A 25,741-nucleotide genomic window follows, 5' to 3' on the forward strand; every position below is an offset into this window, starting at 1 on the left:
GATCGGTAACTAGGTGTTGGCGCGGTATTTAGGCGAGAAGATCGCGCATCGCCACATCGAGATTGCGCAAGGCTTCCGGATCGACCGGTTTGCCGCTGCTGATCAGCTTTTGCGCTGCCATGTATTCGGGTCCGGAATTGACCGCCTCGCAGGCGATGATGCGTCCGGCTTTCAGGTGAAACACGGCAAAATTGCCCATTTCAGGATCGCCGCGCCGCACGATCGAGTCCGCGCCCTCTATCAGCCCTGCAATTTGCAGTTTGAGCGCATACTGGTCGGACCAGAACCATGGAACGGGGTCATAGTTCACGTCGGCGCCTGTAATGGCGGCCGCGACCGCCTTGCCCTGCTCGATCGCATTCTGGACCGACTCCAGCCGGATCGAGCGGCCATAGAGGCCCGAATGGAAGCGGGCGATATCGCCGCAGGCGAAAATGGACGGATCACTGGTACGGCAGGCCGCATCGACCAGAATGCCGTCCTTGCAGTCCAGCCCGGCGGCCTCGGCAAGGCCTGTATTGAGCGCAAGCCCGGCGGCGAGAAGTATGCAGTCCGCCTCGACCGTATCGCCGTCGGCGAGCGCGACGCCGGCGGCGCGGCCATTGCTGTCCATGATGGAGGCAACCGGTGTGCTGACGCGCAGATCGACGCCGTACCCGCGATGGATGGCGCCAAACCAGCCGCCGAGGATCGGGCTTGCCGTGCGCGCCATGGGCCGTTCTGCTGCTTCCAGCACCGTTACGGCGAGCCCGCGCTTGCGCGCCGATGCCGCCACTTCCAGCCCGATATAGCCCGCCCCGATAACGGCGAGCGATCTGGCGTCATTCAGCGCGGCAGAGAGATGATCGGCTTCTGCAAGCGTGCGCAGCACTTCCACGCCGGGCAGGTTGGCGCCAGGAATGGGCGGGATACGCGCCTCTCCGCCCGTGGCAATCACGCAGTGATCGAAACCGATGCGCTGGCCATCAGCCAGTAGCACTTCGCGGGCATCACACTCGATGGCGGTGACGCGCGTGCTGGTCAGGCAGGTGATGTCAGAGGCCGGGTAGAAGGCCTCAGGCTTGAGCCAGAGCCGCTCCTCCGGCATTTCGCCGGCGAGATAGGCCTTCGACAGAGGCGGGCGCTGATAGGGTAATTGCGGTTCAGCACCGATCAGCGTGACCGGGCCGTCATATTTGCGGCGGCGCAGTTCTGCCGCGCACGACAGGCCCGCCTGGCCCGCGCCGATGATCACCGTTCCAGCATTCGTGCTCATGACTGCTTTCTTGGCCGGTTTGCGGCGGGCCTGCAAGGGGAAGGGGCTGCCCCGGCACGCGGCGGGGCTCTTGCTGCCGGCGCGATTGCGCGCCTTACTGCGCGCCATGAAGGACAAGGCGATTCATCTGGACAGTATCGGAGCGACGCAGGTTCTGGGCCGGGCACTGGCCGGACTGGCCGTGCCGGGTGATGTCATCCTGCTGACCGGCTCGCTTGGTGCAGGCAAGACGACGCTGGCGCGCGCTTTTGTTGGCGAGATAGCGGGCGTGGAGGAGGTGCCCAGCCCCACCTACACGCTAGTGCAGGCCTATATCGCACGCGCCGGGTTTGATGTGCTGCACGCCGATCTCTACCGGGTTGAGGATACTTCAGAACTGATCGAGCTGGGTCTTGAGGATGCCGCGCAAACCGGCGTGCTGATCATTGAATGGCCGGACCGGCTGGATGATCACTTGAGTGAAAACAGGCTGGAGATCAGGCTGGATTTTGAAGGCGCGGACGGGCAAGAGCACAGGCGGATTGCGCGCCTCGCCGCGCATGGCAGCTGGGGGGAGCGCCTTGCCCGTATCCATGTCTGAGGATGAGCGCACCGGTGAGCGCTTAGCGCTTCTGGAACGTGCCGGCTGGGGCGGTGCGGTTCTCACCGCCTTCCCGGGCGACGCCTCCACGCGGCGCTATTTCCGCGCCAGCAGGGGGGAGGCGCGCGCCATACTGATGGACGCGCCTGGCGCTGCCGAAACACCTGTGGCACCAGACCATGCCAGCCCGCAAGAGCGTCATGCGCTCGGCTACAATGCGGTTGCGCGGCTGGCCGGAAACAATGTCGCGGCCTTTGCCGGTATCGCGCAGGCGCTGATCGAGCGCGGGTTTTCCGCCCCGCGCATTCTGGCGGCTGACATGGACGCGGGCCTTCTGCTGATCGAGGATCTGGGCGAGGCGCTGTTTGCGCGCGCCATCCCAGCCGGCGCCCATGAAGGAAAGCTCTATGCCAGCGCGGTAGACACGCTGGCCGCGATCTACCGCTCCAGCTTTCCCTCCGTGTTCGAGGCGCAGGGCCAGTCCTGGCGCGTGCACGCCTATGACGAGATGGCGCTGCTGGCGGAGACCGGGCTTTATCTCGACTGGTATTTGCCCCGCTTTGCGGCCCGGCCTTCAGATGATTTCCGCGCCGAATGGGAGGGTGTCTGGCAGGCGGTTTTTGCGGCCCTGGAGGCCCATGCGCCGGGGCTGGCGCTGCGTGACTATCACGCGGAGAACCTGATCTGGCTGCCGGACCGTGAGGAAGAGGGGCGCACCGGATTGCTGGACTTTCAGGACGCGCTCTTCGCCCACCCGGCCTATGATCTGGTCTCGCTCATTGAAGACGCCCGCCGGGACGTGTCGCCTGATCTGGCCGGGCCGCTGAAAGACCGCTTCTTCAAGGCAGCCAGGCTCAAGGACCGGGCTGCGTTCGATGCCGCCTATGCGGTGCTGGGCGCCCAGCGCAATGCTAAAATCCTGGGCATTTTCGTGCGTCTGGCAGAGCGCGACGGCAAGGCACGCTATCTCGATCTCATCCCCCGCGTTAAAGCCCATTTCGACCGTGATCTCGCTCACCCTGCCTTGCGCGATGTGGCCGCGCTGGTGCGCAAAGCCGTGCCGGAGGGTGCGCGATGAGGCCGTCGCGCGCCATGGTCATGGCGGCAGGGCTTGGCACGCGCATGCGGCCCCTGACCGATGACCGGCCCAAGGCGCTGGTCGAGGTGGGCGGGCGCGCGCTTGCCGACTGGACGCTTGATGCGCTGGCGCGGGCGGGTGTGTCCGATGCGGTGGTCAATATTCACCATTTTGCCGATCGCATGCGCGCCCATCTGGCCAACCGTCACGGGGCGCCGCGCATCCATATTTCCGACGAGACCGATCAGCTATTGGAGACGGGCGGCGGGCTGGTAAAGGCTGCGCCCCTGCTGGGCGCGGACCCGGTATTTGTCGCCAATATCGACGCGTTCTGGGTCGATGAGAGCGGCGCGGAGCTGGCGCGTCTGGCGGACGGATTTGATGCAAGGGTGATGGATTTCCGGCTGTTGCTGGCGCGCAAGGGCAATCTGCTCGGCCTTGAAGGGGCAGGCGACTTCGCCGTGCTGGAGGGGGGGCGGCTGGTGCGCTTTGCGCACGCGCCCGACGGCGCCGAACCGCTTTTCTATGCCGGGGTGCAGATCATGCATCCGCGCGTTCTGGCGGGCTGGCCGTGCGAGCCCTTCTCCACCAACCGCATCTGGGACAAAGCGCTCTCGGCAGGCCGTATCACCGGGCAGGTGATGGACGCGTTCTGGATGCATGTCGGCGATCCGAATGCGCGGGACGCAGCCGAGAATCGGCTAGCTTCAGGGGCATGAGCCCGCCACCGCGCATATTCGATACATCCTCCCCGCGTGTCTTCACGCTGGCGCCTGCGGCGGATTTCCTCAAAAGCCTTGCGCGCACATTGACAGCCGAGTTTCCGGACCCGGAAGCGCTGGCGGGGGTGACCGTGCTGCTGCCGACACGCCGGGCGGGCCGGGCGCTGGGCGAGGCGTTCAGCGCCATACAGGCCGAAAGCGGCATCAGCGCTGCCATATTGCCGCTGATCCGTCCGCTGGGCGATGTCGACGCGGATGAGCCGCCGTTTGAACCGGGCGAGCTTGAGCATCTGGCGCTACCGGCGATCAGTGCTGCACGGCGGCGTTTCGAGCTCGCCAGCCTGATCCTTGCCCGCGAAGAAGCCGCACGCCGGGAGATGACGCCCGATGGTGCGCTGGTGCTGGCCGATGCGCTGGCAAGCCTTCTCGATGAGCTTGCATCGGAGGAAATCACCGGGCTTGGCGCGCTGGAAGATCCGGCTGTGCGGGCCGCCCTGCCTGCCGACCGGCAGGAGGCGGCGCTGTTCCTCGATATCGTGCTGGAGCAATGGCCGCTGCATCTGGAAAGCCTTGGCTTTTGCGATCCGGCCTACAGGCGTTCGGCCCTGCTTAATGCGCTGGCAGACCGCTGGCAGGAAAGCCCGCCGCCCGGTCCCGTGATCGCGGCTGGCTCCACCGGTTCCATCCCGGCATCGGCGCATCTGCTCAGCGTGGTAGCAGGGCTTGAACGCGGCGCGGTCGTACTGCCCGGCTTTGCCGGCTTCATGGATGAGGCGAGCTGGAAGGCGATTGATGAAGGCCACCCGCAACGCGCCATGAAGGCGCTGCTCCGGCGGATCGGAATTGGCCGCAATGATGTGAGGGAATGGCCACTGGCGCCGGTAAAGGTGGCGCGCGATACCTTCAGTGCTGACAGGCACGAGGCACGCGCGCAGGCGCGGGCGCGCCTGATCACCGAGGCGCTGCGTCCGGCGGATGAAACCGCCGACTGGCTGAAACGCATCCGCGTGCTCGGCGAAGCCTGGGGCGGCGATGTCGTCGGGCTGGGTATAGACGGCCTATCCGTCATCGAGGCGCGCGATCCGGCCAGCGAGGCACGTGCCATCGCGCTGGCCCTGAGAGAGACGCTGGAGACTCCGGGCAGGACAGCCATGGTGGTGACGCCGGACCGGGCGCTGGCGCGGCGCATCACCACCGAGATGAGCCGGTTCGGCGTGGAATTGGATGACAGTGCGGGCGAAGCCCTGAGCGATACCGCGCCGGGGGCCTTTCTGATGCGCGTTCTGGAATGCGCCACCGATCCCGGTTCTGCGCTGGCGCTGGCGGCTCTGTGGGCATCACCGCTGTTTGCGCTGGGTGAGAAGCGTCCCGCCCTGATGGCCGATATCGCGGCCATGGAACGCAAGACCTTGCGCGGACGCAGGCCCGGCAACTGCTTTGCCCACGTGATCGCACGCGTGGAGGCCGGCAAGACATCCCGCTGGGTGGAGATCGTCACGCGGATCGAGACCGCCCTTGCGCCCCTGCTGACGCTGGAAGGCGATCAGCCCGCCGCAGTCTTTGCGCGGGCGCTCGCGCAAGCCGCCGAGAACCTGGCCGCCAGCGATACCCTGCGTGGTGCAGATCGGCTGTGGGCAGGCGAAGCGGGCGAGAATGCGGCCGGGCTGATGCGCGAGTTTCTCGAAGAGGCGGAGGCCTTGCCGCCGCTCTCCTTGCGGGCCTTTGCCCGCGTGTTTCTGGAAACCGCGCGCAGCCGGCGGGTGCGTCCGCGTTCGGGCGCGCATCCGCGCCTTGCCCTGCTGGGTCCGCTGGAAGCGCGCCTTTTGCATGCCGACCGGGTGATCCTCGCCGGTCTCAATGAAGGCGTCTGGCCGCAAAAGCTGGGCAGTGATCCTTTCCTCTCCCGCTCCATGAGGAAGGCTGCCGGCCTGCCGCCGCCGGAAAGGCGGCTAGGCCTTGCGGCGCATGATTTCGCCGAGCTTGCTTGCCTGCCCGATGTGATCCTGACGCGTTCGACCAGTACGGATGGCGCGCCGACGGTCGCCTCACGCTGGCTGTGGCGGCTGCAGACGCTGACGCGCGGGGCGCTGAAAGAAGGCATGGCGGAAAACGCGCTTAAGCCTCTCCACGACTATCTGGCGCTCGGCGCGCGTCTGGACGAGCCCGGCGCGCTCACACAGATCAGTGAACCTCTGCCCTGTCCGCCATTGGAGGCCCGGCCCAGCGCCCTGCCGGTGACGGCCATCGAGAAATGGGTGCGCGACCCCTATTACATTTATGCGCAGCGTATACTGAAGCTGGACGTTCTCGATCCGCTGGACCGCGAGCCGGGTCCGGCCGAGCGTGGCACCGCCTGGCACAGCGCGCTCGAGCTCTGGGTGAAGGAGCTCGGTGACCGGCGCAAGCTGCCTGATGATGCGCTTGAACGGCTTGTTGCGCTTGGTGAACGGGAGCTGGTTGAGGCGGGCTTTACGGAAAGCGAGATGGCGGTGGAGCTGGCCCGCTTTGCCCATGGCGCACGCTGGATGGTGGACTATGAGGCCGAGCGCCGGGCGCAGGGGCAGCTGCCGATACTGGCCGCCCTTGAAACGCGCGGCGAGATCAGTTTTCCAGCAGGCAATGCCCGTTTCACGCTCTCGGCGACGCCAGATCGCATAGACCAGGCGCCGGAAGGCTATGTGATCCTCGATTACAAGACGGGGACGGTGCCGTCAGAGCCGTCCGTGACGGCCGGCTTCTCTCCGCAGCTGACCCTGACCGGGGCAATTCTTTCCAGTGGCGGCTTTGCTGCCGTGCCCAAAGGGCCGATCCACCGCTATCGCTATATCGCAGTCAAAGGCACAAAGACGCCGGGCGGCGCGGTGGAAATTCCCGGCTTTGACGGCAAGAAGAAACAGGTGAGGGGCGACCCGGAGGAGATGCATGCCAAGGCGCTGGAACGCCTGAAGCGCTATGCTGCGAAGTTTGCGGACCTCGAACAGCCCTACCGGAGCCAGCCGCGGCGCCAGTTCGTCAACGAGTATGGCGATTACGATCATCTGGCACGGCGCAGCGAATGGTCCACCGCTCCGGATGCCGACAATCGGTACGCGGAGGACGGGGCATGAGCGCGCCCGGCTTTGATCCCGCCATCGCCGCGTCTGCCACCACCGCCCAGCGCGCGGCGGCCGATCCGCGCGCCAGCGTGTTCGTCGAGGCCAATGCGGGGTCGGGCAAGACGCGCGTGCTGGTCGACCGGGTGGCGCGCCTGCTGCTCGAGGGCGTGCCACCGGACCGCATATTGTGCGTGACGTTCACCAAGGCGGCAGCGGGCGAGATGCAGACCCGGCTATTTCTGAAGCTGGGCGACTGGTCGGTCATGGCCGATGACAGGCTGCGCGCCGAACTGCAGAAGTTGACAGGCGAGGAAGCGGAGCCGGATGCGGGCCGTCTGGCGGAGGCGCGAAAGCTGTTTGCGCGCGCGCTGGAAACGCCGGGCGGCCTGAAAGTGCAGACGCTGCACGCGTTCTGTGATTCCCTTCTGCGCCAGTTTCCGCTGGAGGCCGGCCTGCCGCCGGGCTTTGCCACGCAAGAAGACGCCCAGAGCGCGCGTGTGCGCCGCGAAGCGGAGCTGCGCGTCTATGAAACCGCGCGGCGTGAAGGCGGTGGCAAGCTCGCCGCTGCCATCGAGGCTATCACGGTGCGCGCTGGCCCGACGGGCTTTGAAGCCGTGTTCAAAAAGGCCGCCCATGAGCGCCACCGCCTGTCGGAGCTGTTCGAACATGCGCAAGGCGAAGGCCCGCTGATTGTGGAGGCTGCGCGCCTTCTCGGCATTGATCCGGATGCAGATGAAATGCGCCTGAAGGCCGATTTCGCCGCCGGGCTGGACCTTGAGGCGCTGCAGAGGTGCGCGGACGCGCTGGCAGGTTCATCCAAATCCCGCAGCACAGACGCGGCACCGCATTTGTATGCGACGCTTGAGGCTGTGCGATCGGGTGATACCGGGCGAGCGTGGGAGAGCTATTGCGGCTACATGCTGACGGCCAAGCAGGACAAGATCACAGCGGCCAGCCACCTCTATACCGGCGATGCCACCGCCGTCTGCCCCGAACTGGTCGAGCTGTTTGGCGAAGCCGGCACCGAGCGCGTCCGTATGGAGGCGGTGCTGCGCCAGCTTTCTGCCTCGCGCCTGCACGCGCTCACCTCTGCCAGCCTCACGCTCGCGCGGGCCTTCATCATCGAATATGAGCGCCTGCTCACGCGTGAGCGCGCGGTGGATTTTGCCGATCTGGTCGTGCGCGCCTCACGGCTTCTCGGCACGGCCGAGATGGCGGCCTGGGTGCGCTACAAGCTGGATGGCGGGCTCGATCATATCCTCGTTGACGAGGCCCAGGACACCGCCCCGGACCAGTGGGATGTGATCGATGCCCTGGCGGCAGAGTTTTTCGCCGGAGAAGGGCGCGAGCGGACGAGCGAGCTTGCCCGCACCGTGTTCTGCGTGGGCGATGAAAAGCAGTCCATCTATTCCTTCCAGAACGCTGATCCCGCCCGCTTCATCGCGCAGGGTGTGAAGCTTGCCGGGCTGACCGAGGGCGCAAAACTGGATTTTGTGAGGCCGGAGCTGAAAACCTCCTTCCGCTCCGCGCCGGAAGTGCTTGAAGCGGTGGACATGGCCTTTGCCGATGTGCGCGCTGCGATCGAGACCAAGGCGCTGGCCGGCGCGCCCGACACAAAATTTCACGATGACCGCGAACGCAAAGCAGAGGCTTTGCCGCTGGCCGGCACACATCCCTTTATGGCCTATCGGGGACATGAGGCGGCACGGCGCGGTACGCCGGGCTGTGTGGAAATCTGGCCCTTCACACCCCGATTGCCGAAGGGTGAGGCGGACAGCCTCGACGAAGAGGCGGACGGGCCGGTTGATACGCGCCCGCACAACTCCCCGCGCAACCAGCTCGCCGAAGCGGTTGCGCAGGAGATCAGGGCAATAATCGACCGCGGCGACGCGGTGTGGGAGGAAAAGCCTCAATGGCACAAGCGCGCGGCGACGCCGGGTGATATCGTCATACTGGTGCGTCAACGCAGCGGTCTCTTTGCGGAGATCATCCGTCAACTGAAGATAAAGGAAGTCCCGGTGGCGGGCGCGGACCGCATGGTTCTGCCAGGCCAGCTAGTGGTGCAGGACATGCTCTCACTGGCGCGCTTTGCCCTGCAGCCAGGTGATGATCTGGCGCTGGCTGAAGTACTTAAAAGTCCGGCCTTCCACCCTGTCGGCGCAGAGATGCCGCGCATCAATGAGGATGTACTGTTCCGCCTCGCTTATGGACGCAGGGGCACGCTCTGGGAGGCGCTCCAGCGCAGCGACGAGCCTGCTCTCGCTGATGCCAAAGCTGCGCTGAAGGCCGTGCGCGGACGCGTCGATACGCTGACCCCTTATGCCTTCTTTGCGCGTTTCCTGAGCGAGGCGTCCGATACCGGCGAAACCCGCGCGGCGCGCATCTATGCCCGCCTGCGTGAGGAGGCGCGCGATCCGCTGGAGGAGTTCCTCTCCCGCGCGCTGGCCCATGAACGCGAGGGTGCGCCCTCGCTCGCCCGCTTCATTGATGCCGTCACCCGCTCCGACAGTGAGCTGAAGCGTGATCCGGAAGGCGGGCGCGACGAGGTGCGGGTGATGACCGTGCATGCCGCCAAGGGGCTGGAGGCGCCCATCGTCTTCCTGCCGGACACAACCAGCCCGCCGTCCAAAGGCCATCCCCAGATTGCAGACCATGGGACAAGCGGGCTCCTGTGGTCGGAAAAGGATGCGTTCGCCCCGGACATTGTCACCGCGCTGCGGGACGCGTGGAAGAGGGATCAGGAGAACGAATCTGCCCGCCTGCTCTATGTTGCGATGACGCGCGCGCGTGACCGGCTGATCGTGTGTGGCCATACATATAGCAAGGATAAGCAGCCGAGACCGGACACCTGGTACGGTCGTCTCGCCGCCGCCTGGCGGGGCGATAGCTGGCGCAGCGTAGACACGGCGATTGACGATATTGCTGCCCATTATGAATGGGAAAGCCCGTTACAGGCCCGGCGCTATGGCGTGGACCCCCGCCCGGTGAAGAAGAAGTCCGGCGCGCCGGACGAACGCGTGGACGACCCTGTCCGGATGCGCACGCCAGCCCTTATCGAGACCATTGCCTCCCGCGCAATCGCCCCTTCGCGCCTGCTGGCCGGGCTGGAGGCGGGCGGAGAGCCTGCCGGCTTGTCTCCGCTGGCCGATGGCGGACGGGCGCGTTTCTTGCGCGGCACGCTCATTCACAAGCTGCTGCAGACCCTGCCCGACCTGCCGCCCGCCAGCCGTGCCGATGCGGCAGACCGGATGCTGGCGCGTCACCGCGAGCTTGATGAGGCGGAACGCCAGACCATTGCGCGCGAGGCGCTGGCGGTGCTGGCCGATCCGCAATTTGCCGGCCTGTTCGGTCCGGGTTCGCGCGCCGAAGTGGCGCTGTCGGGCAGCGCGCCGGGCCTTCCCTCCGGTGTGCGGGTCAACGGCCAGGTGGACCGGCTGCTGGTCACGCCCGACAGCGTTCTGGTTGTCGATTTCAAGACCAATCGGCCGCCGCCCGATAGTGTCGATGACGTGGCACCCGCCTATCTGGCCCAGATGGGGGCTTACAGGGCGTTGTTGCGTGTGCTCTATCCGGGCCGGGCCGTGCGCTGCGCGCTGGTATGGACGGATGCGGCCCGCCTGATGGAGCTGCCCGATGCAGCCATGGACGCGGCGCTGGAGCTGGCCGCACAGCCCGGCGCGCTTGACCGTTCGGGACCGGCTTCCTAGGTGTACGGGCATCGAGGCTGGCGGGCGTGCCGATGTCCGGGTGTCCGCTGTAAACCTTCCAAGGGAGAAAGCCCATGGCGACCAAAGCGGTGTCTGACGATTCTTTTGAAGCCGATGTTCTCAAGGCGGGCGGGCCCGTGCTTGTGGCAGATCTCGCCTGCGCTCGACCAGATCGCATCCGAGCACTCCGGCAAGATCACCGTAGCCAAGGTGAATATCGACGAAAATCCGATGACGCCGGGCAAATATGGCGTGCGCGGCATTCCCACTCTGATGATCTTCAATAATGGCGAGCTGGTCTCCACCAAGGTGGGTGCCATGGCCAAGGGCAAGATCGAGGAATGGATCAACGCGACGATCTAGCGGTTTCGCTGTTGGAATTGAAAAACCCCGGACGGAAACGTCCGGGGTTTTGTTTGAAGGATCAGGGTGTCATCCTCCGGCCGCGAAGCGGTCCGGGGGACCCATGCCTCTGTTAGTTCCGCAACGCATCCGCTGCATCGCTATTGTGTAGAAAAACAACACAATGGGTCCCCGCTCGGGGGCGGGGACCCCGGTGTTTATCACCGAGCTCCTCAACCGGGTTCCCGGGCTTGACCCGGGATCCAGAGATCATGGAGCGAAGTCAGTGCTGGTTGGCTCTGGGTTCCCGTCTTCACGGGAACGACGAAAGTGGGGTCAACTTCCCGCCATCTCCGCGTTGATGGCCAGCGCCGCCGCTCGCGGGTCGCTGGCGGCGTTGACGGGCCGGCCAACCACGATGCGCGTTGCGCCCATCGCGATGGCGTCCGCCGGTGTGGCAACGCGGGCCTGATCGTCGGCAGAGCTGCCTGCCGGGCGGATGCCGGGCGTGACAATGTCGAAGTCCGGCCCGAAGCGGGTCCGCAGCTCTGCGGCTTCGTGTGCGGAGGCGATCACGCCGTCACAGCCCGCTTCCAGGGCCTGTTCGGTGCGCATCAGTACGAGGTCGCGCGCACCATAGGCAAAGCCCATCTCCTTGAGCATGGCATCGTCATAGGAGGTCATCACGGTGACGCCGAGGAGCTTCAGAGCTGAACCTTCCCGGCCCTTGTGGGCTGCGCGCATCACCGGCGGCTCGGCATGGATGGTGAGGTAATCGGCGCCTGAAGGCGCGATGGAGCGGGTCGCCTTCTCTACCGTGGCGGAGATGTCGTGTAGCTTGAAATCAAGGAACACGCCGTGGCCTGCGCTTTTGAGCTCCCGGCACAGATCCATCCCGCCCAGCGGGAAAAGCTGCAGCCCGATCTTGTAGAAGCAGCCCGCATCGCCGATGGCGGCAACGAGCTTCTTCGCGCCCTCGACCGTCGGCAGGTCGAGCGCGGTTATCAGGCGGGCATCGGCGCTCACTGACCGGCTCCTGCGCGTGCGGCCATGCGCCGTTCCTGTGCGCGCATGATCGCCCGGCCCACCGGGTCGGGCAGGATTTTCGAAAGCGCGGTCAGGAATTTGTACCAGGCGCCCGGCACGCGCAGCACGATGCCGCGCTCCACCGCGTCATAACCGGCCGTGGCGACCTCCTCGGCGGTGAGCATCCAGAATTTCGGCATTTGCGACACGGTTGCCCGGGCGCCGTTCACATCGTGAAACTCAGACCAGGTGTAGCCCGGCGCGACCGCGCTCACATGCACGTTCTTTCCGGATAGCTCCAGATGCAGCGCCTCGGAGAATTTGATGAGCAGGCTCTTGGCGCCCGGATAGAGCGTGCCGGAAAAACGGGTATGGGCATTGGCGCTTGGTAAGAGCGCGGAGACCGAGGATACGTTGATGATGCGGCCAAAGCCGCGCTCTGCCATGCCCGGGGCCACAAGATGGGCCAGCGCCAGATAGTTCGTCACCATGAGCTGCAAAAAGCGGGTCTGGTCGGTCCATTTCGTCTCAATGAAATGACCCGGCTGCCCGGCGCCTGCATTGTTGACGAGGCCGTCAATCTGGCGGCCCGCATCTTCAACCGCCTTGACAATCTCTTTGGGTGCGCTCGCCTTTGAGAGGTCTGCCGGGACGATGAGGCTGTCCACGCCGAAGCGGGCCTTCATTTCCTCCGCCAGCTCCTTGAGACGATCCTCGCGGCGGGCAACAAGCGCAAGGTCCCAGCCCTTGCTGGCGAACTGCCGCGCGAAGGCCGCCCCGATACCCGATGAGGCTCCTGTTACAACAACCAGACGGCGGGCCATGGCATCGCTCCTTGTACTGTCCGCTTTGCGCGGAAAGTGGCGATGCCCGGCCTCCTTGTCCAGATCAGGTGTTAGCGGGCGTCACCACAGGTGTGGGCGATGATCTCTCCCGCGCCTTCGGCGATCAGGGTCAGCGCGTCTGGCGACATGGCATGCGGGGCTCTGGCATAGTCTGCCGGGGAGCCGGTTTCGCTCGCCTGGAAAAGATGGTTTACGCCGGGGACAATGCCGATCGTGGCGGGCAGTCCGGCGCGCGCCTCGCGCATGCGCTGCGCGTTGACCTCCGCCAGCACCTGCAGATCGTTCTGGGCAAAAATGCCTAGCACCGGTCCGTCATAGCCTGCCAGCGCGGCAGCAGGATCAAGTGCGGCGGCTTCCTGTACATATTGCTGACCCCAGAAGGCGGCCTGCTGGCGGGCTGCGTCTGCAGGAATGCCATGCGCCAGGAAAGCGGCCTCGACGGCGGCCCCGGCTTCACCGGGCGGAGCGCTGGCCAGTGCCTCCAGCATGGCGAGCTGGCGGGCGCGGGTTGCCTCGATGACGTCCTCACTCGCGCCCATGACGCGGTTCATCGCTTCGCCCTGCTCCAGCAGGGTTTCCTCCAGCGTCCCGGCCTGTGGTGCCAGCGCGACGATGAAATCGGGCTGACTGGCATCGGGCAGCAGGAAGGCGATGATGCCGCCCTCCGAATGACCCAGAACGCCCGTGCAGCGTGCGTCCACGCCGTCTGCCGTGCGCAGAAAGGCCAGCGCCTCGCCCGCGTCGCGCCCCAGCTCGCGCGGACCGGTGGCAGGTGTACTGTCCGATCCGCCCATTCCGCGGTCGTCAAGGCGCAGGCTGGCAATCCCGGCTTCAGCCAGCGTCTCGGCGAGAACCGCAAAGATGCGGTGATTGCCAATGGTGACATCGCGATCCTGACTGCCGGAACCGTTGAGCATGAGGACGGCAGGGTGCGGGCCGTCGCCTTCCGGCAGGCGCAGCGTGCCGGCGAGACGCACGCCGGCATCGACGAACACCTCGCTTTCGCCCGGAGCCAGCTCAGGGCCCGCCGCTTCAACAGCGCCGCGCGCCATTTCCAGCGGGAACTCGGCCCCACCCTGAGCAAATGTGCCAACAAGGCGTCCATCGGTCAGCCTTGCCGTATAGCGTGCGCCAGCAGCGGCCATCTGCAGGTCGATTTCGGGATACTCGATGGCAAAATCGGAAACAGGTATGGCCGACCCACCCTGATCGACCGAGACCATGACGGCGCTGTAGCCGTCCTCGTTTTCCTCGATCCGCAGCTCCAGACGCAGCTGGGCTGCGCCGACATCCAGAACGCCGTTCCAGCTGCCGGCCAGGCTCTCCTGGCTTTGGGCATGTCCGGCCATGGCCAGTGTTACAATGGCCAGTGCGGCCAGCATCGTGCGGAACATTACCTGTCTCCCCTGTCCGTGATTACGATCCCAGAAAGCATGAATGGCGCTACGTGATCCTTACTGCAAGATGACTTTCCGGACATGTAAGCCTCGATTATGGTGCGCCGCCGCAATACGAGCCGTCAGGAAGGATCACCGCCCCATGTCCAAATCCGTGAAGAAAATCGTGCTGGCCTATTCGGGCGGACTGGACACTTCGGTGATCCTGAAATGGCTGCAGGACCATTATGACGCCGAGGTCGTCACCTTCACAGCCGATCTGGGGCAGGGCGAGGAGCTCGAACCGGCGCGCCGCAAGGCCGAAAAGGCCGGTGTGAAGGAAATCTATATCGATGACCTTCGCGAGGAGTTTGTCCGCGATTACTGCTACCCCATGGTGCGCGCCAACGCCGTCTATGAGGGCCAGTATCTGCTGGGCACCTCGATCGCGCGGCCGCTGATCGCCAAGCGCCTTGTCGAGATCGCCCACGAGACCGGCGCGGATGCCGTGGCCCACGGCGCGACCGGCAAGGGTAATGACCAGGTGCGCTTCGAACTGGGCGTGGCTGCGCTCGACCCGGATCTGAAAGTCATCGCGCCCTGGCGGGAATGGGATCTCAACTCGCGCACCAGGCTGATCGCCTATGCCGAGGCCAATGGCATCGAGGTAGCCAAGGACAAGCGCGGCGAGGCACCCTTCTCCGTCGATGCCAATCTCTGGCACACCTCGTCGGAGGGCAAGATTCTTGAAGACCCGGCGGAAGAAGCCTCCGACATCGTCTATCAGCGTACCAATGATCCGGAGTCTGCGCCCGACAAGGCGGAATACGTCACAATCGGCTTTGAACGCGGCGATGCGGTGTCGATCAATGGCGAGGCGTTGTCGCCGGCAAGCCTGCTGACCAAGCTCAACGAGATGGGCCGCATCCATGGCATCGGCCGTCTGGATCTGGTCGAGAACCGTTTCGTCGGCATGAAATCGCGCGGCATTTACGAGACGCCGGGCGGGACCATATTGATGATGGCCCACCGGGGTATCGAGCAGATCACGCTCGACCGGGGTGCGATGCATCTGAAAGACGAGCTGATGCCGCGCTATGCCAAACTCCTCTATGAAGGCTTCTGGTTCAGCCCGGAGCGCGAAATGCTGCAGGCGGCCATCGACCACTCCCAACGCCATGTCACCGGCGAGGTGCGGTTGAAGCTCTACAAGGGCAGCGTGACGGTGGTGGGGCGGTCCTCGCCTGCGACGCTTTACTCGCTGGCCCATGTCACATTCGAGGAAGACATGGTCTATGACCAGAAGGATGCGGAAGGCTTCATCCGCCTCAACGCCCTTCGCCTGAAGCTGATGGCCCGGCGCAAGCGCGTGCTGGGGGAGAATGACTAGGCTGCCCCAACCGCCATTAGCGCTTGCCTTGACGGGCGCAGGCGGCAAACGTTCTGCCCATGATTATACTTGCTCTTGCCCTTGCGGCCTCGCTCGCCCTGTCTGATACGCCTGCGCCGGGTTCGCTTCTGGACCAGTCACAGGCCTTGCGCGCCGAGACACGCCTGCTCGCCGCTGAAGGCGACTGGGCAGGCGCGGCGGAGGCAAATGCGGCGGCGCTGGCGCTGCAGCCGGGCCATTTTGGACTTCTGACCAACGCCGTGGCGCTGACGGCCAATGCCGGTGATCTGGACGGCGCGCTTGATGCGCTTGATGCGCTGGCACAGGCCGGGTTTGCGCTGGATCTCGCCGCCGCGCAGGGGCTGGCGGAGGCGCTGGCTGCGCATGATCCTGAAAGGCTTGCCGGTCTGCGCGAGCGTATGGCGCAGAACATGGAGCCGGCTGGGCAGGCCGAGCGCTACATGTCGGTTCCCTTGCGTGATGCGCTCGTGGAAAACTTTGCTGTCGATATCGATGCGGAGCGGATTTATCTCGGCACGGTTGCCGATGCGTCGCTTTATTCGGTGCGCCTTGATGATCCGCAGAACCCGCGCCTGCTGGCCGGTCCGGAAGACGGGATGGGCTCGGTGTTCGGCCTCGCGCTCGACGGGCGTAACCGTCTGCTCTATGCGGCCACGGCGCGCATTCCGCTCTCGCCGGAGGGTGTGCCCGGTGACCGTGAGACGGCCCTTGTCGCGTTTGACCTGATGACTGGCGAGGTTTCCGCCCGGCACCGCTTCGCCGGGGCGGGGCGGTTCTCCGATGTCGTGGTGCAGGACGGCATCGTCTATGCCAGCGATAGTGTGGAGGGGCGTATTTACCGGCTGGAGCGCCCCGGCGGTGAGCTGGAAGTTTACGCCGAGGACAGCCGCTTTGCCTCGCTGCAGGGCCTGGCCCTGGCACAGGGCGCGCTCTGGGTGGCGGACTATGCCACGGGGCTGTGGCGCATTGATCCGGTCAGCCGCGAAGCCAGCCGGGTGGAGGTGCTGGAAGGCAGCCTGATCGGCTTTGACGGGCTGGCGGCGGACAGCTATGGCGAGCTTTACGGGGTTCGCAATGGCGTGCAGCCGCACGGTGTCTTCCATATTGCGCTGGAGCCTTGGGGCGGCGGCGCGCGCGTGCGTCCGGTCCTGACCGGCCACCGCGACTTCGACGAACCGACAACGGTGCGTGTGTCCGACGGACGGCTGTTTGTTCTGGCCAATGCGCAGTGGGAACTGTTCCCCGAGGATGGCTCGCCGCCGCAGCGTGAACGGCGTAATCCGGTCATCCTTTACATGCCGGTGCCCTGAAAAACCGCCATTTGATTAACCGGCATTTACCAGCCGGGAAGATTTGCCCCTCACACTGGGGCGTGACATGGCCAGACACTCTGCCTCCGATACCCGCGCCGCGAACCGCGATGCGCCCGTGCCAGCCCGTGCCGGACTGATTGCGCGCGTGCGCGCGGTGCTGACCGGAGGCGCGATGAGTTTTGCCGGCGCGCTGACGCTCATTGCCCTTTTCAGCCACAACCCGCTTGATCCGAGCCTCAATGCCGCGACCGGCCAGAGCGTCACCAATCTGGCAGGGCCATCGGGCGCCATTGCCGCTGACCTTCTCTTGCAGACCATGGGCTGGGCTGGCGCGGGCCTTGCGCTGATCGTTCTGGGCTGGGGCCTGATCCTCACCCTTCAGGGGCCGATACGGCGCCCTCTGCCGGTTGTCCTGTTTCGCATATTGTGCGGCGCGTTTGCGCTTTGCGGGTTTGCCGTGGCGGTTTCGGCGCTGCCGGTGCCGTTAAGCTGGCCCTTCGCATCAGGGCTCGGCGGACTTCTTGGTGACAGCCTGCTGTCGGGTGTGTCCGGGCTGGCCATGCAGGCCGAGATAGCCGGCGCCAACGCGATTGCAGCGGTGATAGGGCTTCTGGCGGCCATTCTCGGCACGTTTTTCTGTTTCGGGCTGAATACACATGATCTGGCTGCGGCGAGTGCGGCTGCGGTGCGGATATGGGAGAGAGTGCGCAGCTGGATCGACCGGCTGGCCGATGAAATACCGGCCAGCTGGCGCAGCGCCGAGGACCGTCCGCTGGAGATATCCGGAGAGGCGCGCGCCGAGAACGCGCCGGCCATATTGCGTGGCGGGCGTGCCCCTGCGACGGGCGCTGTCACGCCGCGCCGCAATATAGAGACCGCAGCGCGCACCGCCCCTGACGTGAAGATTGCGCCCAAGGGCAAGCCGAAACCCTCTGACCGCGAGGCGCGCGAGGCCCAGACCGCCCTGCCGTTCAGCTCCGGCTCGGAGTTTGAAATGCCGCGCCTCGACCTGCTGGCGAAGGCGGCGGCGCGCAAGGATGTGGTCGATGCTGACGGCTTACGCCAGAATGCGGAATTGCTGGCTGCGGTGCTGGGTGATTTCGGCGTCAAGGGCGAGATCGTCGAGGTGCGCCCCGGCCCCGTGGTGACGCTCTACGAGCTGGAGCCGGCACCGGGGGTGAAGACCAGCCGGGTGATCAATCTGGCTGACGATATTGCCCGCTCCATGGCCGCTGTTGCCTGCCGTGTGGCGGTGGTGCCGGGGCGCAATGCCATCGGTATCGAGCTGCCCAATACCAGCCGCGAGACGGTGTTTCTGCGAACGTTGCTCTCATCCTCCGGTTTTGAGAAGAACCGGGCTGAGCTGCCGCTGGCTCTGGGTGAAACGATTGGAGGAGAGCCATTTACAGCCGACCTTTCGCGCATGCCGCACCTCCTGATCGCGGGTACGACGGGTTCGGGTAAATCGGTCGGCATCAACGCCATGATCCTGTCGCTGCTCTACCGGCTGCCGCCCGAAGAGTGCCGGATGATCATGATCGATCCGAAAATGCTGGAACTGTCGGTCTATGACGGCATTCCGCATCTGCTCTCGCCGGTGGTGACGGATCCGAAAAAGGCTGTCGCGGCGCTCAAATGGACCGTGCGCGAGATGGAGAGCCGGTACTTGCGCATGTCCAAGGTGGGCGTGCGCAACATGGCCGGCTTCAACGAGAAGGCGGCCGAGGCGCGCGAAGCGGGCGAGATGCTGTCACGTACCGTGCAGACGGGTTTTGACCGGGAAAGCGGCGAACCGGTCTATGAGACCGAGACGATCGAGCCGGTCCATATGCCCTATATCGTCGTGGTCATCGACGAGATGGCCGATCTGATGATGGTGGCGGGCAAGGAGATCGAGGGCGCGGTGCAGCGTCTGGCGCAGATGGCGCGTGCAGCCGGTATCCATGTCATCATGGCCACGCAGCGTCCGTCGGTAGATGTCATCACCGGCACGATCAAGGCGAACTTCCCGACGCGCATTTCCTATCAGGTCACATCCAAGATCGATTCACGCACCATTCTGGGCGAACAGGGGGCTGAACAGCTGCTGGGCCAGGGTGACCTCCTGCTGATGGCAGGCGGCGGACGCATACGCAGGCTGCACGGTCCGTTCGTCTCCGACCGCGAGGTGGAAGAGGTTGCCAGCTTCCTGAAAAAGCAGCGCGCGCCGGAATATCTCGATGCTGTTACCGAGGAAATTGACGAGGAGGGCGGCATTCCCGGCCTGGATGGCGGGGAGGGTGGTTCGGGCGATGATCTGTTCGACCAGGCCGTCGCCGTGGTTGCGCGCGACCGCAAGGCCTCCACGAGTTATATCCAGCGCCGGTTGCAGATCGGCTATAACCGGGCCGCCTCGCTTATCGAACGCATGGAAGATGAAGGCATGATCGGCCCGGCCGATCATTCCGGCAAACGGGAGATATTCCTGCCGGAGCGGGAGCGGGTTTAGGGGTGCTCCATCTGCACTCGTCATTCCAGAAGCGGCGAAGCCGCTATCTGGAACCCAGCTTGTTGTTAAAAGTGCCGGGTTCCGGGTGTCGCTACGCTCCCCGGGAATGACGAAGGATGAGCATTTCAGGTGTCCACGCCACCCCGCCCTTGCCAGCCTTGCCCCCTCCCGCTAGCTCCACTGCCATGAGCGAAAAGTCCAGAAAGCCCCGCAAAGCCCCCCGTCCCCGCGCGATTCCGCGCGCCGAGGCAGCCGCGATCTTCGAGACGCTGTCGCGTATCATGCCCGAGCCGAAAACGGAGCTGGAATACTCCAACCCGTTCACGCTGGTGGTGGCAGTGGCGCTGTCAGCGCAGGCGACAGATGTGGGGGTCAACAAGGCGACGCGGCGACTGTTTGCCGAGGCCGATACGCCGGAAAAAATGCTTGAGCTCGGCGAGGATGGTGTGCGCGAGCACATCAAGACCATCGGGCTGTTCCGCAACAAGGCGAAGAATGTCATCGCGCTTTCGCGCATGATTATCGAGGAGTTTGGCGGCGAGGTGCCGCAGACCCGCGACGAGCTGATCCGCCTGCCGGGCGTCGGGCGCAAGACAGCCAATGTTGTGCTGAACGAGGCGTTCGGCCAGCACACGATTGCGGTCGATACCCATATCTTCCGCGTCTCCAATCGTACGAGGCTCGCGCCCGGCAAGACGCCGGACGAGGTGGAGGCAAGGCTGGAGCGCATCACGCCGCCGGAATACCTCAAAGGTGCCCATCACTGGCTGATCCTGCACGGGCGCTATGTTTGCAAGGCCAGAAAGCCGGAATGCTGGCGCTGTGCGATTGCCGAGTATTGCCGGTTCAGGCCGAAGACGCCTCCGCCGGGCAGCTAGACGCAAGCAGAGGTGCAAGGCGGCCTGTTATTCAACTCGCAATGCAATTCCGGCGTGTTTTGAGACGCATGGTCAAGCGATGGCCGATTTTTTGAGACGCCTGTCCTAACGGCGCCTCTGCGTCGCGGTTAATTTTCTCCTACCAGAAAGCGCGCCCTCAAGGGCGGCGCGAGCAAACAAGCTCTTGGTGGGGAGATCATCATGACCATTGCAACCAGTCCTCTGGCGGGGAACGGCTCCGTCATTCGCAAGAAGCCGGCGGTCGCGGGAGTATCCGCCCTTGCACTGATCGCGGCGTGCGCATCGGCGGCGCTTATGGCCACGCCTAGTGCCGCCCTGGCGGCACCGGCCGATGCGTGCCGCCTTGAAGACAACACGATAGGCGGCGCCTCGGCAGGCGTGGACGCTACCGCCTGCGGTCGGCTTGCCACCGCGAGCGGTGAAGGCTCGGCAGCCTTCGGTCACATGTCTGTGTCGAGCGGCCTTCAGAGCGCGGCCTTCGGCAAGAACTCGCAGGCGCTTGGGGAAGCATCCACGGCGCTCGGCTATAATGCCCGGTCTGACGAGGAAGGCGGGCTGGCGATAGGCGCGCTTGCCTGGTCACAAAATGTCGGCGCACTGGCGATTGGCGCGCAGAGCTCAGCCACCGCCGATATGGGTATTGCATTGGGTTCCGGCGCGCAGGTGAGCGGTGAAGGCGGGGTCTCCATCGGCGCCGAAGCAGATGCGGCCGGCACAGCGTCGGTTGCCGTCGGCCTGCAGGCCGAGGCCCTGGCGCTGCAAGCCACGGCGCTTGGCGGCGGCTCGGAAGCCAATTTCGACTACACGACCGCAGTCGGGTCGCAAGCCATCGCTGATGCCGCGGGCGCAAATGCTTTCGGCTATGATGCGCAGGCCACGGCCACCAATGCGTTCGCGCTGGGCCGCTCCGCGCGCGCAGGCGGCACGGACGCGATGGCGTTAGGCCGCGAGGCCGAAGCCACCGGCACGCTTTCCATCGCCTTCGGCCAGGGTAGTGCGTCCTCCGGATTCAACACTATTGCACTGGGCTCGGGGTCGAACGCTTCGGCAACTGGCGCGATGGCGATGGGTGCGCTTGCACAAGCCAGCGGGCTCTCCAGCACGGCGCTTGGCTTTCTTGCCAATGCCAGCGCTTTGAACGCGATGGCTTTCGGACGCAGCGCGGCGGCCAGCGGGGATGAAGCAATCGCCATTGGTAGCTCGGCCTCGGCGGCGGGGCTGTATGCGTTGGCCTTCGGGCGTGAAGCTGATGCGCAGAACTTCAACTCCATTGCCTTCGGGCGCGGTGCCACGGTGACGGCGGACAATGCGGTAGCCATCGGCGCGTTCTCGCAGGCGGTGGAAGAAGACACGGTCTCCTTTGGCGACATCACCAGCGAGCGCCGTCTGGTGAATGTCGCTGATGGTATCGCGGACACGGACGCGGCCACGGTAGGACAACTCAATGCCCTGACGGGCGGTTCGGGCGTGACGTTTGACAGTTTTGGCAGCGATATCGCCAGCTTCTTCGGCGGCGGGGCGGCCTATGCTGCCGGGGCGTTCACGGCGCCGGCCTATGTGATCCAGGGCACGAGCTTCGGTGATGTCGGCAGCGCGTTCGCGGCGCTTGACGGCAAGGTTACCGAGAACGCCACGGAGATACAGGCGATCAAGGATGCGGCACCGCCATCGGGTGACAGCTCGGCCGAAATTGCGGCCCTGCAGGCGCAGATCGAGGCCCTTCAGGCCCAGATGCAGGCGCAGATGGAAGCCTTGCAGCAGGCCTCGACACAGCTGGCCGAGTTGCAGACCGGCGGTGTCCAGGGCGGCCAGACGAGCTCTGGCAATGATATCGCCATCGGTTCGGGCGCGCAGGCCGGCTCCCAGGATGCCGGTGGCTCGGGCCTGGCTTCTGCTTCTGCGGATATGGGGCCGGCGCAAACCGGATCAGGCTCGATTGCCATTGGCGTCAATGCGCAGGCAACCAATACGAACGCCATTGCGATCGGATCGGGTGCCGAAACCACGCGCGACAACCAGGTGGTGATCGGTACTGCCAGCAACACCTATACGTTTGCCGGCATCAACTCGGCTGCCAGCCGCGCGGCCCAGTCCGGCCCGACCTACATGGTAACGTCCGACGCGTCTGGAAACCTCGCAACCATGGACTTCCAGCCCTGGTTTGACCGGGTGGACGGGCTTGAGACCAGTGTTGCGGCCCAGAGTGAGCGTCTGCGCGATCATTCTGACGGTATCGCCATGGCGATGGCTCTCAGCGGGGCAACGATCCTGCAACCGGGACAGAGCTTCGCCTTCTCGGCCAATTATGGCCATTACAGCAATTCCGGCGCTGTCGGCTTCGGCGCGATCGGCCGTTACCGGGAAAATGTCTTCCTCAATGTCGGTGTCGGGACCGGCTTCCGTACCGGTCAGGTTGCTGGCCGCGCGGGCGTGAGCTGGGGCTGGTAGGGCCTTTAGCTTCGCGTTGAGGAGGGAAGGGCCGGAGCCACCACTCCGGCCCTTCGCACGTCTGTGCCGATGGAACCGGCGGCTGACGGGCACGTTCTTCCTTGCACACGCCTCGTGGCGGGGCGGAAAGAGGGAGTAGGATAATGCGTTCCAACCGGAAGCTGGTTTATGCAGGCGTGGCGGTTTTGCTGATCGCAATCGGAGCGGTCGCGTACGCCGTCTGGCGCGACAGCCAGACCAATACCATGGAAATCAATATCGGCGACGAGACCTTGCGGATCGAGACTGACGGGCGCTAGCCGCGCTACCCGATAGCCCGGTGATAATGGCTGATGGCCACGCTCGCTTGCGTGATAAGCGGGTGAAGCTGTTCCAGCGGACGGATGATGCGCGCCTGAATTTCAGGATAGCCCCGCAGTGCTGGTGAATCGGTTGTGCTCGGCTCCTCGATGGCGTCGAGCGCACCGAGCGCTTCGCTGGCTTCGGGGAATATCTCGTCCAGGGCGGCGACCGCTTCCGGGATGCGCAAGGCGAGCACGAGGTCGATCAGGTCAGCGCGCGTAAGATCGTGGCGCGGCGAGAAGCCCGGCAGGCGTGAAATGATGAGGAATGCCTGCATGATCAGTGCCTGACGCACGGCGTGCAGCGCCTCAACTGCCTGCCGGTCCGGGTCCTCGCGCCATTCACGGCCCGCGATCAGCTGGTCGAACTTCATCAGATCGGCCGAGAGATGGTTTGCCAGCCGGACCAGCGCCGTATGGCGGGACTGGTCGGACAGGCGTCCGGCCAGATCCAGAAAGGCATGCTGCATGACGGTTGATTTTGCCCAGGCGGCACGTCCGGTCCACTCGCTAGCGTCAAACAGGCGGGCATAGCCGCGCAGCGCGCTGAGACTGGTCAGCGTGCGCGCGCGCATCACCATGGCAATCAGGCTTTCCATGCGCGGCGAACGGGCGATGAGGTCCATCATGCGTTCGGGCTCGGACTGGGTCGACGCGCCTATGCCGCCAGACACATTGACCGGAATGGCCAGCTGCTGCAGCGCTGCATTGTGCGGAATGGCGCGCAGCATGGACAGGTCAAGCGCCTGGCCCGGCGCGCCGGGACGCTTGGCTTTGCGTGAGCCTGACTTCACCAGCATGTTGGGGGCGAAAGCCGTGATCGCGTTGCGGTAGTCGGTATTGGCGAAGAGGTCTTCCTGCCAGCTTTTGAGCGCGCGGTAGATGTCCCAGGTGTAGTCGATCTCCGCATAGAAGGGGTCGGCCCTGTTGCCGTCGGGAATGTCCAGGGCATGCAGCGCCGTTTGCAGGACGACCGAATCGGCGAGTTCCTGACGGGCAAAGTGCACGAAGCCATCGCCCCCCTGATAGCTGGTCTCGTGGATCAGCGGCACGCCGGCGGCCTTGAAACGTGACCGCGCCCAGGGGGTCAGCAGATGGTCCAGCCGCTGCGTCAGGCTGCCGGGATGGGCGCCGCGCCCCATGGACTCCCCGTGCGTATTGAAGACGACGATTTCAATATCTTTCACGCCGTGCCGGGCCAGCGCCCGGGCGACGAGAATATGCAGGCGTTCAATGGCCAGCTCCGCGCCGGCCTGCCCCATGAAGCGCCCGGCGTCAGAAAATCCCAGCTGGATGGACAGGCGCCCGCGGGCCTCAACATAGCCGCGGTAGGCGGGTTCGCTGATCAGCCGGTCCATCAGGCGGCCGCCGCGCTCCAGCGCGTCGGGTGTTTCGAACAGGGGTGAGATATCCACCTTGTCCGCCACCCCATAGAGCCGGGCCAGATAGACGGCGCCCATCACGGTGGCGGGGGTCTCGCATTCTGCCAGCAGGAAGCGGATCGGCGTGTCAGCGTCGATGTGCTTGAGGAATTGCGCGCACATCATGAACTGACGGCGTGCTGTCATCTGCTCGAGGAAAACGGAGGCAAAGCTGACCGCGTGCAGCTCTGCGCTCTGCGCACGTTCGGCGGCGCGGGCGAGGGCGAGGCGTCCGAAATCCTCCTCGTCTTCCTCCAGACCCAGATCGGCGCGCACCGCGCTTTTCAGCTGGGCTGCGTTAATGCGCAAATGGATGTGGGCTGCGCCGAGGCCTGCAGACGCCATTTCGGCGCGCAGGGCGGCAAGTGCAAGCTTTGTCTCGCCTGATGCTTTCCCGGCAAGGCCATCGAGTTCGGCTATCAGCGCGTCTAGCGATACCAGCCTGTCGGGATGCGCGGCGGTCAGGGCGTTCGCGGCGCGCACAACCGTGCCGGGGTCTTCCAGATCGCCTTCGAAAAGGCTGGCATGCTGGCGCGCCAGTTCGCCAGCACGCTGCAGACTGCCGGCAATGTCATCCGCACCGGCATTGGCGGCCAGCCCGGCATAGCGCTCCAGCTGGATGGCTTTCTCCTCCAGCCGGAAGGCAATGGACCGGCCCCAGTGAATATCTGTGCGGCCATCAAGATCATAGCCGACCCAGCTCGCCAGCGAGATGAGATCGGGGTTCAGCGTGTGCCAGCGGTCCGGGAAGTGATGGCGGGCTGTGTCGAGTATCAGCCGGTCCAGCTGCGCCAGGGCGGTGCGTGCCTTTGACAGCGCTTGCTTCACTTCCGCGTGCTCGCTCAGGAGAGAGATATCATCATCGGGCCCGTGCTCCAGCCGTTCGGGATTGGCTGGTGTGCCGTCAACAGCGGCGTTGGCGAGTGCGGTCCGCATGGCCTGCGACAGGGCAAAGGTGGGGTGGGCGGTGAAGACGATACCGGCCTTGCGGCGGGTCACGGCCTCTGCAAAGGCGTCAAAGCCTTTGGCAGCGAGGGTGTCCAGGCGGACCTTGAGCGCGTCCAGCGCGGCACCGGACAGCCCGTCCGCGTGGAGGGCTCGCAACGCGTCTGCGCGTCCGGCAAGCCCCAAATCGGCCAGTTCACGCACAAGCGCGCCCAGCCCCTCCACCGAAATTGCCCCGCGGTGCAGGCCGGAGAAAATCTCGTTTGCAAGATCGCCTACGGCGTTCTTCAGCGGGGCGTCCCAGTCATCACCCCACCCGCCTTTCAGCGCATCAAGGCAGTACCGGGCGAGGGCGCCGGGTGTGCCGGGCAGCCGGGTGTCTGGATGGTCTTCTCGGCTTGTCATCGGATGGCCTTGGCTTGCATGGGGATGAGGAATGCTGGCGTGAA

16 protein-coding genes and 1 pseudogene are annotated in these 25,741 nt (G+C 65.2%); 12 read left to right on the top strand and 5 right to left on the bottom strand.

Annotated elements, in window-relative coordinates:
- Positions 1-28: 28 nt before the first annotated feature.
- Positions 29-1,255: an NAD(P)/FAD-dependent oxidoreductase gene (locus tag IEV75_RS01465; RefSeq protein ID WP_188450769.1), complete on the bottom strand. Its 1,227-nt coding sequence runs from the start codon at positions 1,253-1,255 to the stop codon at positions 29-31.
- On the opposite strand from IEV75_RS01465, the gene tsaE reads away from it, so the two are divergent.
- From tsaE to IEV75_RS01495, 6 genes and pseudogenes are all read left to right on the top strand, one after another.
- Positions 1,254-1,835, top strand: a complete 582-nt coding sequence (gene tsaE / locus IEV75_RS01470) for a tRNA (adenosine(37)-N6)-threonylcarbamoyltransferase complex ATPase subunit type 1 TsaE (protein WP_233351708.1) — start codon at positions 1,254-1,256, stop codon at positions 1,833-1,835. The two genes, IEV75_RS01465 and tsaE, sit on opposite strands and share 2 nt — an antisense overlap.
- On the top strand, positions 1,828-2,913 hold the full coding sequence (locus tag IEV75_RS01475) for an aminoglycoside phosphotransferase family protein (protein ID WP_188450932.1): 1,086 nt from the start codon (positions 1,828-1,830) through the stop codon (positions 2,911-2,913). Before tsaE ends, IEV75_RS01475 begins: the two co-directional genes overlap by 8 nt.
- Positions 2,910-3,632 carry a nucleotidyltransferase family protein gene (locus IEV75_RS01480; RefSeq protein WP_233351709.1) on the top strand — a complete coding sequence of 241 codons (723 nt, stop codon included), beginning with the start codon at positions 2,910-2,912 and terminating at the stop codon, positions 3,630-3,632. The genes IEV75_RS01475 and IEV75_RS01480 overlap by 4 nt, the downstream gene beginning before the upstream one ends.
- Complete coding sequence (addB, locus tag IEV75_RS01485; protein ID WP_188450770.1) at positions 3,629-6,742, top strand: double-strand break repair protein AddB; 3,114 nt, start codon at positions 3,629-3,631, stop codon at positions 6,740-6,742. Before IEV75_RS01480 ends, addB begins: the two co-directional genes overlap by 4 nt.
- A complete protein-coding gene (gene addA / locus IEV75_RS01490; protein WP_188450771.1) occupies positions 6,739-10,437 on the top strand; it encodes a double-strand break repair helicase AddA in 3,699 nt (1,232 codons plus the stop codon). The genes addB and addA overlap by 4 nt, the downstream gene beginning before the upstream one ends.
- 74 nt (positions 10,438-10,511) lie before the next feature.
- Positions 10,512-10,800 (top strand): annotated as a pseudogene (locus tag IEV75_RS01495) (thioredoxin family protein).
- Positions 10,801-11,115: 315 nt separating this feature from the next.
- Here IEV75_RS01495 and pyrF read toward each other — a convergent pair.
- The 3 genes from pyrF to IEV75_RS01510 all read right to left on the bottom strand — a co-directional run bounded on the left by pyrF (position 11,116) and on the right by IEV75_RS01510 (position 14,044).
- Entirely contained in the window at positions 11,116-11,805 is a 690-nt protein-coding gene (pyrF, locus tag IEV75_RS01500) for an orotidine-5'-phosphate decarboxylase (RefSeq protein WP_188450772.1), read from the bottom strand.
- Complete coding sequence (locus tag IEV75_RS01505) at positions 11,802-12,629, bottom strand: SDR family NAD(P)-dependent oxidoreductase (RefSeq protein ID WP_188450773.1); 828 nt, start codon at positions 12,627-12,629, stop codon at positions 11,802-11,804. The genes pyrF and IEV75_RS01505 overlap by 4 nt, the downstream gene beginning before the upstream one ends.
- Before the next feature lie 71 nt (positions 12,630-12,700).
- On the bottom strand, positions 12,701-14,044 hold the full coding sequence (locus IEV75_RS01510) for an alpha/beta hydrolase family protein (protein WP_188450774.1): 1,344 nt from the start codon (positions 14,042-14,044) through the stop codon (positions 12,701-12,703).
- Between the two features lie 145 nt (positions 14,045-14,189).
- Here IEV75_RS01510 and IEV75_RS01515 point away from each other — a divergent pair, with 145 nt between their 5' ends.
- From IEV75_RS01515 to IEV75_RS01540, 6 genes are all read left to right on the top strand, one after another.
- Positions 14,190-15,416: an argininosuccinate synthase gene (locus IEV75_RS01515; RefSeq protein ID WP_188450775.1), complete on the top strand. Its 1,227-nt coding sequence runs from the start codon at positions 14,190-14,192 to the stop codon at positions 15,414-15,416.
- A 59-nt stretch (positions 15,417-15,475) separates the two neighbouring features.
- The gene (locus IEV75_RS01520; protein WP_188450776.1) at positions 15,476-16,747 is read left to right on the top strand and encodes an NHL repeat-containing protein; all 1,272 of its coding nucleotides are present in this window, start codon (positions 15,476-15,478) and stop codon (positions 16,745-16,747) included.
- Positions 16,748-16,814: 67 nt separating this feature from the next.
- Complete coding sequence (locus tag IEV75_RS01525; protein WP_188450777.1) at positions 16,815-19,238, top strand: FtsK/SpoIIIE family DNA translocase; 2,424 nt, start codon at positions 16,815-16,817, stop codon at positions 19,236-19,238.
- Positions 19,239-19,423: 185 nt separating this feature from the next.
- Positions 19,424-20,116 carry an endonuclease III gene (gene nth, locus IEV75_RS01530; RefSeq protein WP_188450778.1) on the top strand — a complete coding sequence of 231 codons (693 nt, stop codon included), beginning with the start codon at positions 19,424-19,426 and terminating at the stop codon, positions 20,114-20,116.
- A gap of 201 nt (positions 20,117-20,317) precedes the next feature.
- Positions 20,318-22,585, top strand: a complete 2,268-nt coding sequence (locus IEV75_RS01535) for an ABC transporter C-terminal domain-containing protein (protein WP_188450779.1) — start codon at positions 20,318-20,320, stop codon at positions 22,583-22,585.
- A gap of 143 nt (positions 22,586-22,728) precedes the next feature.
- Positions 22,729-22,884, top strand: a complete 156-nt coding sequence (locus tag IEV75_RS01540; RefSeq protein ID WP_188450780.1) for a hypothetical protein — start codon at positions 22,729-22,731, stop codon at positions 22,882-22,884.
- Positions 22,885-22,889: 5 nt separating this feature from the next.
- Here the strand turns inward: IEV75_RS01540 and IEV75_RS01545 are convergent, their stop codons facing one another.
- A complete protein-coding gene (locus IEV75_RS01545; protein ID WP_188450781.1) occupies positions 22,890-25,697 on the bottom strand; it encodes a phosphoenolpyruvate carboxylase in 2,808 nt (935 codons plus the stop codon).
- Positions 25,698-25,741 lie beyond the last annotated feature (44 nt).

The organism is Glycocaulis albus (assembly GCF_014639075.1).
GTDB lineage: Bacteria > Pseudomonadota > Alphaproteobacteria > Caulobacterales > Maricaulaceae > Glycocaulis > Glycocaulis albus.

What these genes read in the sequence shown, in the direction of transcription:
- tsaE (WP_233351708.1), top strand. Translation starts at nt 1,254, where the DNA reads ATGACTGCTTTCTTGGCCGGTTTGCGGCGGGCCTGCAAGGGGAAGGGG.
- IEV75_RS01480 (WP_233351709.1), top strand. Translation starts at nt 2,910, where the DNA reads ATGAGGCCGTCGCGCGCCATGGTCATGGCGGCAGGGCTTGGCACGCGC.
- IEV75_RS01515 (WP_188450775.1), top strand. Translation starts at nt 14,190, where the DNA reads ATGTCCAAATCCGTGAAGAAAATCGTGCTGGCCTATTCGGGCGGACTG.
- IEV75_RS01465 (WP_188450769.1), bottom strand. Translation starts at nt 1,255, where the DNA reads ATGAGCACGAATGCTGGAACGGTGATCATCGGCGCGGGCCAGGCGGGC.
- IEV75_RS01510 (WP_188450774.1), bottom strand. Translation starts at nt 14,044, where the DNA reads ATGTTCCGCACGATGCTGGCCGCACTGGCCATTGTAACACTGGCCATG.
- IEV75_RS01535 (WP_188450779.1), top strand. Translation starts at nt 20,318, where the DNA reads ATGACCATTGCAACCAGTCCTCTGGCGGGGAACGGCTCCGTCATTCGC.
- IEV75_RS01525 (WP_188450777.1), top strand. Translation starts at nt 16,815, where the DNA reads ATGGCCAGACACTCTGCCTCCGATACCCGCGCCGCGAACCGCGATGCG.
- IEV75_RS01540 (WP_188450780.1), top strand. Translation starts at nt 22,729, where the DNA reads ATGCGTTCCAACCGGAAGCTGGTTTATGCAGGCGTGGCGGTTTTGCTG.
- addA (WP_188450771.1), top strand. Translation starts at nt 6,739, where the DNA reads ATGAGCGCGCCCGGCTTTGATCCCGCCATCGCCGCGTCTGCCACCACC.
- IEV75_RS01545 (WP_188450781.1), bottom strand. Translation starts at nt 25,697, where the DNA reads ATGACAAGCCGAGAAGACCATCCAGACACCCGGCTGCCCGGCACACCC.
- IEV75_RS01505 (WP_188450773.1), bottom strand. Translation starts at nt 12,629, where the DNA reads ATGGCCCGCCGTCTGGTTGTTGTAACAGGAGCCTCATCGGGTATCGGG.
- IEV75_RS01520 (WP_188450776.1), top strand. Translation starts at nt 15,476, where the DNA reads ATGATTATACTTGCTCTTGCCCTTGCGGCCTCGCTCGCCCTGTCTGAT.
- addB (WP_188450770.1), top strand. Translation starts at nt 3,629, where the DNA reads ATGAGCCCGCCACCGCGCATATTCGATACATCCTCCCCGCGTGTCTTC.
- nth (WP_188450778.1), top strand. Translation starts at nt 19,424, where the DNA reads ATGAGCGAAAAGTCCAGAAAGCCCCGCAAAGCCCCCCGTCCCCGCGCG.
- IEV75_RS01475 (WP_188450932.1), top strand. Translation starts at nt 1,828, where the DNA reads ATGTCTGAGGATGAGCGCACCGGTGAGCGCTTAGCGCTTCTGGAACGT.